The sequence below is a fragment of the Devosia sp. genome (genome assembly GCF_040509215.1).
In the GTDB taxonomy this organism is placed as follows: Bacteria; Pseudomonadota; Alphaproteobacteria; order Rhizobiales; family Devosiaceae; genus Devosia.
In genome coordinates this window covers 1-6,520 of record NZ_JBEVLL010000039.1, presented here as the reverse complement: position 1 = coordinate 6,520, position 6,520 = coordinate 1, and the positions used below count along the sequence as shown (strand labels likewise).

Genomic DNA, 6,520 nt, shown 5'->3' with positions numbered 1-6,520 from the left:
GCCCGCGCCGATTCAAGAAAGGACAGGTGCCGCGGCGATACCTCCGCCGCCATGGCCAGCGCCATCTGGCTCATCCCCCGTTGATTGCGCCAATCGCGCAGGGCCGTTTCGAACATGGCTAGTCTCCTTGGGTCCCAACCTGCCGCAGGAGCCGCCGTAATTCCATTACCTCGGAGGTAATTGTCGTCATGACCTCCCGCGCGCCACCCTCCAGCCATCGACAACCGGTCCTTTGGAGATCTGCAATGACATCCGCCGCCCAGACCCTCATCCTCCGCGATCCCCGCCTCATCTACCGCTTCGACGCGGTGCTCTCCTTGACCATGGGCATTGCCCTTCTGGCCCTCGCTTCGCCTCTCGCCAGTCTGATCGGCTGGGCACCCATGCACACGGTCCTCCTCGGAGCCGGACTCTTTCTCTTTCCCTGGGCCCTCGGCAATTGGACCCTCGGCGCTGCCATCGGCCCCGACAGGTTCTCCCTCATCGCCAATCTCCTCGGCGACGGTCTCTGGGTCCTGCTGAGTGTTTTTCTTCTTGTTCTTTATTCGGCTCAAATGACCGCGATCGGAGTAACCTTCATCATCGCTCAGGCGCTCGCCGTATCAGCCGTTTTCGCCATCAAGCTTGCCGGTTTCAAGACGTTGCGGGCCTGACATCGCATATGTGGGCGGTCGCGTCGGCCGCCCGCTTCCAACTGGTCCGAGCGCCGTTTACCCCTCGGAAAGGTTACAACTTTATGCACCGGTGTCACGAAGCATTAAGCCAAATTCTCATTGCTTTCCAGTAAGATGCCATTAAGCGTGCTGTTTAGGGCGATCTTAGTTCGGGCGTCGTAGTTTGGCCTCATGAGATGCGAAAAATCGCACGCAGAGAAAAAACAGTGAGGCAAAAATGGCAACCAAGTCGAACGCAGCTGAGGCCCTGATCCCGAACCGTCCGGAAGGTCTCAAGCCCCTCTATCTCGAAGCCGTCTCCCGTGTGGAACGTCTCCACCGTCGTCTCCTCGACCTGATCAAGGACGAGTTCGATCGTATGGGTTGGGACGATATCAACCCGGTCCAGGCGCTGCTGATGTTCAACATCGGCGACAGCGAACTGACCGCCGGTGAGCTGCGCTCGCGCGGTTACTATCTCGGCTCGAACGTTTCTTACAATCTCAAGAAGCTGGTCGAAACCGGTTACATCTTCCAGGAGCGTTCGCGCACCGACCGTCGTTCGGTCCGCATCCGCCTCACCCCCAAGGGCGAGGAAGTCGCGGAAGTGATCGACGAACTCTATGATCGTCACCTCAAGTCCATCGACAAGGTCGGCGGCCTCGGCGACGAAGAGTTCGACAACCTCAACAAGGCTCTGGCCCGCCTGGAACGCTTCTGGGTCGACCAGATTCTCTACAAGCTCTGATTGCGTGCGGGGCAGGGCTCCGCGTCAATTGAACAGCATGCGGGTGTAGGCTTGTGTTGCCTCCACGCCACACTCTCTGCGGAGACGCCGGCCCCCGGCCGGCGTTTTCTTATTTGTGCCGCAAATCTGAGGCACCGGATTACGTGGTTTTTAAACCATTCCTCGACTATGGATGGGCCTGCCGGCATGGTTCACAAGGCGTTGACAGCCGTTGTGGAACAGGTGCCGGCAATGATAATCGCGCCTATGTGGCGACAGATTCCTTCGGGTGACGATATGCGGGTAAATCGACGTTCCTTTCTGCAGACCATGGCCATTGCCGGTGCCAGCACCGCGCTGCTGCCAACCTTGGCACGGGCCCAGGAAGGCGAGTCGATCTGGGACATGTTCGCCCGCAATCGCGTACTGAAGGACGCAGATCAGGGCGGTAACACCGCAGCCGCCGAGGCGCTGATCTCCACCAATGAACCGATCCTGTCCTATGACACGGTCTACAACCTGCAGCTCGCCATCTCGCAGTACGAGCCTTTCGTTGCTGCCGGCGGCTGGGAAGAAATCCCGCAGGAGGCTTATGGCCTCAATCTCGGCAAGTCCTCGCGTCACGTCGTCAATCTCAAGCGCCGCCTGATTTCATCGGGCGATATGGCACTGGTCGAGAATGTCAGCGAACTTTTCGACGCCCAGACCGATGCCGGCGTCCGCGCCTTCCAGGCCCGCCATGGCCTCGTCGTCAATGGCCAGGTCGACGAAGCCACCTGGTACGCCATGTCCGTGCCGGCCGCCACTCGCCTGCAGCAGCTCTATCTCAATTACACGCGCGTCCAGAACATGGCCGCGAACCTGAACCCGCGCTATGTCGTGGTGAACATTCCTGCCGCTACCATCGAGGCGGTGAATGACGGCATGGTCGAACAGCGCCACACCGCAGTTGTCGGCCGCGTCGAACGCGCCACCCCGATCATGGCTAGCAAGGTCAGCCAGATCAATTTCAACCCCTACTGGCATGTGCCCAAGTCGCTGGTCCGTCAGGACCTGACCAAGTACATGATGGAAAACCCCAATTACCTGACCGAGCAGAACATCTTCATCTACGATGGTTCGGGCAACAAGGTCGATCCGACCTCGATCAATTGGGCTGCCATCACCGACCAGCAGGTGAACTACATGTATCGCCAGGAACCTGGCGCGGCCAATTCCATGGGCCACTGCAAGATCAACTTCTACAATCCTTACGACTGCTACCTGCACGATACGCCTTCGAAAGCCCTCTTCGGCGAAAATGCGCGCTTCCACTCTTCGGGCTGCGTCCGCGTCGATGGCGTCAATCAGTTGGTCAACTGGCTGCTGCGCGACAACGGCGATTGGGATCAGAACAAGGTCGATAGCACCTTCGACTCGCTCGAACGCCTCGATGTCGAGTGCAAGGCCCGCGTGCCGCTGCACACCACGTACATCACGGCCTGGGCCAACCGTCAGGGCACCGTCAGCTTCCGCGACGACGTCTACAAGTTCGACGAACAGGGCAAGGTAAGCTTCGACGCCTAAGGAGCGCCCGGCGCCCCTAAGTCATTGCCGAACCACAAAGTTATCCCCGCGAAAGCGGGGATTTCTGTTTGTGCCGACGTCTAAGTAGCGAGCCGCCTCATCCGCACAATTCCGACTCCGCGCCTTCACGAATCGCTGTTAAACTGCTCGCAGCAATGGAGGTCCCATGTCGGGCGGGGTTCTTTTTGAATTCGTGCAGATGGGTCAGGTCATGCGCGTCGCCGCGATAGACGAGGTGACGGGCACCGAAGTCTTCGTCATCACTCCGGTTAGTGCAACGCGCCTGCAAATGGAGCGCGTTGCCCTCGCAAAGCTCAGGCGCAAGCTGAGTGAACCCGAGCCGCCACCTCCGCCACCAACCGGTCGCTACGCCTAGAGGTTGCAGCGGTGGCGAATGCCATCGAAGCCCATGAACGTATCGGTTTCCTCGTCATAGGACCGATAGCGGTTGTAGCAGGCCTGTACGTGGGAATCGTAGCCGTTCGCACGCGAGACCACGACACCGCCGCCGCCATTATTGTTGCTGTTGGCGATGATCGAGCCGATCGCCGCGCCAAAGGTGAAGCCCAGAATGCCCGTCGAAATGCTGTCTATCGACGAGCGGCGCGAATTGTAGAAGCTGTTATATTCCCGGTCACCCCAGTCGCCGCCGTAAAAACCCTGGCAGTCGCGATCCCATGGGTTGCGGTCGCAATATGTCTCGATCACCTGATAGCGTTGGCCATAGCTCATCGTCACCGACTGGGCCTGCGCCGGAACCACCGCGCTCAAGGCCACCACGCCGCTGAGGGCGAGACCACTCACAAGACTGGCTAGCTTCATCATTTTCTCTACTCCCGGGCCACTGCCCGCCTATTCTCTTGGCAGATCAATGTCTGGGGAGGTCAGGTGGTTGCGGCTGGCCGCAATATTGACCGTTCAACAGTCAGCGTTTGGCAGAGACTATCGGTTAATCCACCCGGCACTTTCGACTCCGTTTCCCCCCGGATCCCTGCTAAACGACGTGCAGCAAACAAAATCCATTTCTTCCAGGGCCAAATGCGCCACCGGGCGCTGGTTCAACCCTGGGCCCAACGTCAGCGCGCGGAAGTTATCGTAACGGGGGATCCCCGAGGTCATGACCAGAGAAGTGGGCCGCCTCGACTGGGTCGATGCTACGCGAGGCATCGGCATAGTGCTCGTCGTCTTCGGACACGTGTGGCGAGGCCTTTGGCAGGCCCATCTTTTCACCGATGCCGGCCTCTTCGCTGCGGTCGATTCCGCGATTTACCTCTTTCATATGCCGCTGTTTTTTCTCGTGTCGGGGCTTTTCTTCGAGAAGTCGGTGCGGCGCGACGGAGCGGGCGCGTCCATCCTGAAACGCTGCGAGACGCTGCTCTACCCGCTACTGATCTGGTCCTGGATTACCGCCGCCTTTTTGCTGCTCGCCAACTCGGTCACCACGCGCGAAACGCTGACGCTGACCGAGGCCTTGCTCTATCCGTTCCCGCCCAAGGACATTTTCTGGTTTCTCTGGGCCCTCTTTCTGATCCAGGCCCTTTGCGTGGTTCTGGTCCGGACGACGACCGCGGTGCTTGCCGTGCTTTTTGTGCTGTCCTTCGCCGCCGCCGTTTTCTTGCCCATGGTTCCGGGCATGAGCCTTCTGGATGGCGCCGACGCCAATCTGCCGTTCTTCCTCGCTGGCATCCTTCTGGCCCGGCTCGACCTCCTTGGGTTGAAGCCGACCCTCTCGACGGGACTTGTGGGGGCAGGGGTGTTCGCCGCAAGCCTTTGCGGCGCCGTCATCTTCGGCCTGCAACCGGCCCCTCTCGGTACCCTGCTCAGCCTGCTCGCCACTCTCGGCTTCTGCGCTGTCGTCTACGGCTTCGCCCCGCTTGTCCCGGCGCGAGGCATGGCGGTGATGACCTATCTCGGCGCCACCTCCATGGCGATCTACGTCATGCATGTCATTCCCGAGGCCGCCACGCGCATTGGTCTCCTCAGGCTCGGCGTTGACGCCGTCTGGCTTCACATCATCGTGGGTCTCCTGGCAGGCGTCGGTTTGCCCCTGCTTGCCTATGCCGTGTTGAAGCGGCTCGGCCTGTTGCGGCTCTTCGGCCTTGGCCGCGATCGGAGTCGGTCGGTACGCGCGCTTTCCCCGAGTTGATTGGCAAGCCGCCCCCTTTCCCTGCGGTCGCTTTTGCGGCATAAGAACCTCGTTCGCGCGACTGGCGAGAAAGAGATGGGCAACCATCGGGAAACGCGAACTTCATAGAGCCGCTCGCCTGGGCACCCATCCGCGATCAGGGACGCCCCATGGACCCGATACAGCCATACCGGTCTTGGATTTGCGCAGCGCGCCGTGATAAAGCGACCGCCACGCTGGTCAACCTGATCCTTAGTGAGGAAATCACCGCATGAGCGCCTCTACCACCCCGCTCTTTCCCCATTTCTTTTCCGCCTCGGTAGCTGAAACCGATCCGGAAATCGCACGGGCCATCCAGGACGAACTCGGTCGCCAGCAGAGCGAAATCGAGCTGATCGCCTCGGAAAACATCGTGTCCCAGGCTGTGCTCGAAGCCCAGGGCTCGGTGCTGACCAACAAGTATGCCGAAGGCTATCCCGGCAAGCGCTATTATGGCGGTTGCCAGTATGTCGACGTTGCTGAAACCCTCGCCATCGAGCGCGCCAAGCAGCTCTTCGGCGCGGCCTTCGCCAACGTCCAGCCCAATTCCGGTTCCCAGGCCAATCAGGGCGTCTATCAGGCGCTGATCCAGCCCGGTGATACCATCCTCGGCATGTCGCTCGATGCCGGCGGTCACCTGACCCATGGCGCCAAGCCCAATCAGTCCGGCAAGTGGTTCAACGCCATCCAGTATGGCCTGCGTAAGCAGGACGGCCGCGTTGACATGGACCAGGTCCGTCAGCTCGCCCGCGAGCACAAGCCCAAGATGATCGTAGCCGGTTTCTCGGCCTATTCGCGCGTCATGGATTGGGCCGAGTTCCGCGCCATTGCCGATGAAGTCGGCGCCATCCTTTTCGTCGACATGGCCCACGTTGCCGGCCTCGTCGCTGGCGGCGTCTACCCCAGCCCATTCCCGCACGCCCATGTCGCGACCACGACCACGCACAAGACCCTGCGCGGCCCGCGCGGTGGCCTGATCCTCACCAACGATGAAGACATCGCCAAGAAGATCAATTCGGCCATTTTCCCTGGCATCCAGGGCGGCCCGCTGATGCACGTCATCGCTGCCAAGGCAGTAGCCTTCAAGGAAGCGCTGCAGCCCGAGTTCAAGCTCTACGCTCAGCAAGTCGTGGCCAATGCTCAGGTTCTGGCTGAAACCCTCGTCAAGGGTGGCGTCGATATCGTCTCGGGCGGAACCGACAACCACCTGATGCTGGTTGATCTCCGTCCCAAGGGCCTGACCGGCAAGGCGACTGAAAACGCCCTCGGCCGCGCCTATATCACCTGCAACAAGAACGCAGTTCCCTTCGATCCGGAAAAGCCCGCCATCACCTCCGGCGTGCGCCTCGGCACCCCGGCCGGCACCTCGCGCGGCTTCGGCACTGCCGAATTCCAGACCATCGGCGAACT

The 6,520-nt window shown here is 60.6% G+C and carries 7 protein-coding genes and 1 riboswitch; of the genes, 6 read left to right on the top strand and 1 reads right to left on the bottom strand.

Annotation, left to right across the window (positions count from 1 at the left end; translation table 11 throughout):
- Positions 1 to 245 precede the first annotated feature (245 nt).
- From ABW043_RS01830 to ABW043_RS01815, 4 genes are all read left to right on the top strand, one after another.
- Positions 246 to 653, top strand: a complete 408-nt coding sequence (locus ABW043_RS01830; RefSeq protein ID WP_353919539.1) for a hypothetical protein — start codon at positions 246 to 248, stop codon at positions 651 to 653.
- Positions 654 to 891: 238 nt separating this feature from the next.
- Positions 892 to 1,401: a transcriptional regulator LdtR gene (ldtR, locus tag ABW043_RS01825; protein ID WP_035081594.1), complete on the top strand. Its 510-nt coding sequence runs from the start codon at positions 892 to 894 to the stop codon at positions 1,399 to 1,401.
- A gap of 276 nt (positions 1,402 to 1,677) precedes the next feature.
- Entirely contained in the window at positions 1,678 to 2,946 is a 1,269-nt protein-coding gene (locus ABW043_RS01820) for a L,D-transpeptidase family protein (RefSeq protein WP_353919538.1), read from the top strand.
- 166 nt (positions 2,947 to 3,112) lie between these two features.
- Entirely contained in the window at positions 3,113 to 3,322 is a 210-nt protein-coding gene (locus tag ABW043_RS01815) for a DUF6898 family protein (protein ID WP_353919537.1), read from the top strand.
- On the opposite strand, the gene ABW043_RS01810 is transcribed toward ABW043_RS01815, so the two are convergent.
- Positions 3,319 to 3,771 carry a BA14K family protein gene (locus ABW043_RS01810; protein WP_353919536.1) on the bottom strand — a complete coding sequence of 151 codons (453 nt, stop codon included), beginning with the start codon at positions 3,769 to 3,771 and terminating at the stop codon, positions 3,319 to 3,321. The two genes, ABW043_RS01815 and ABW043_RS01810, sit on opposite strands and share 4 nt — an antisense overlap.
- 292 nt (positions 3,772 to 4,063) lie before the next feature.
- Between ABW043_RS01810 and ABW043_RS01805 the strand changes: the two genes are divergently transcribed.
- The gene (locus ABW043_RS01805) at positions 4,064 to 5,092 is read left to right on the top strand and encodes an acyltransferase family protein (RefSeq protein WP_353919535.1); all 1,029 of its coding nucleotides are present in this window, start codon (positions 4,064 to 4,066) and stop codon (positions 5,090 to 5,092) included.
- A gap of 47 nt (positions 5,093 to 5,139) precedes the next feature.
- Positions 5,140 to 5,223, top strand: a riboswitch (ZMP/ZTP riboswitch).
- Positions 5,224 to 5,342: 119 nt separating this feature from the next.
- Positions 5,343 to 6,520, top strand: a 1,178-nt coding sequence (gene glyA / locus ABW043_RS01800; protein ID WP_353919534.1) for a serine hydroxymethyltransferase, incomplete at its 3' end; no start/stop codon positions are given.

Excerpts from the sequence above, each read along its gene's own strand:
- ABW043_RS01830 (WP_353919539.1), top strand. The coding sequence starts at position 246 with ATGACATCCGCCGCCCAGACCCTCATCCTCCGCGATCCCCGCCTCATC.
- ldtR (WP_035081594.1), top strand. The coding sequence starts at position 892 with ATGGCAACCAAGTCGAACGCAGCTGAGGCCCTGATCCCGAACCGTCCG.
- ABW043_RS01820 (WP_353919538.1), top strand. The coding sequence starts at position 1,678 with ATGCGGGTAAATCGACGTTCCTTTCTGCAGACCATGGCCATTGCCGGT.
- ABW043_RS01815 (WP_353919537.1), top strand. The coding sequence starts at position 3,113 with ATGTCGGGCGGGGTTCTTTTTGAATTCGTGCAGATGGGTCAGGTCATG.
- ABW043_RS01810 (WP_353919536.1), bottom strand. The coding sequence starts at position 3,771 with ATGATGAAGCTAGCCAGTCTTGTGAGTGGTCTCGCCCTCAGCGGCGTG.
- ABW043_RS01805 (WP_353919535.1), top strand. The coding sequence starts at position 4,064 with ATGACCAGAGAAGTGGGCCGCCTCGACTGGGTCGATGCTACGCGAGGC.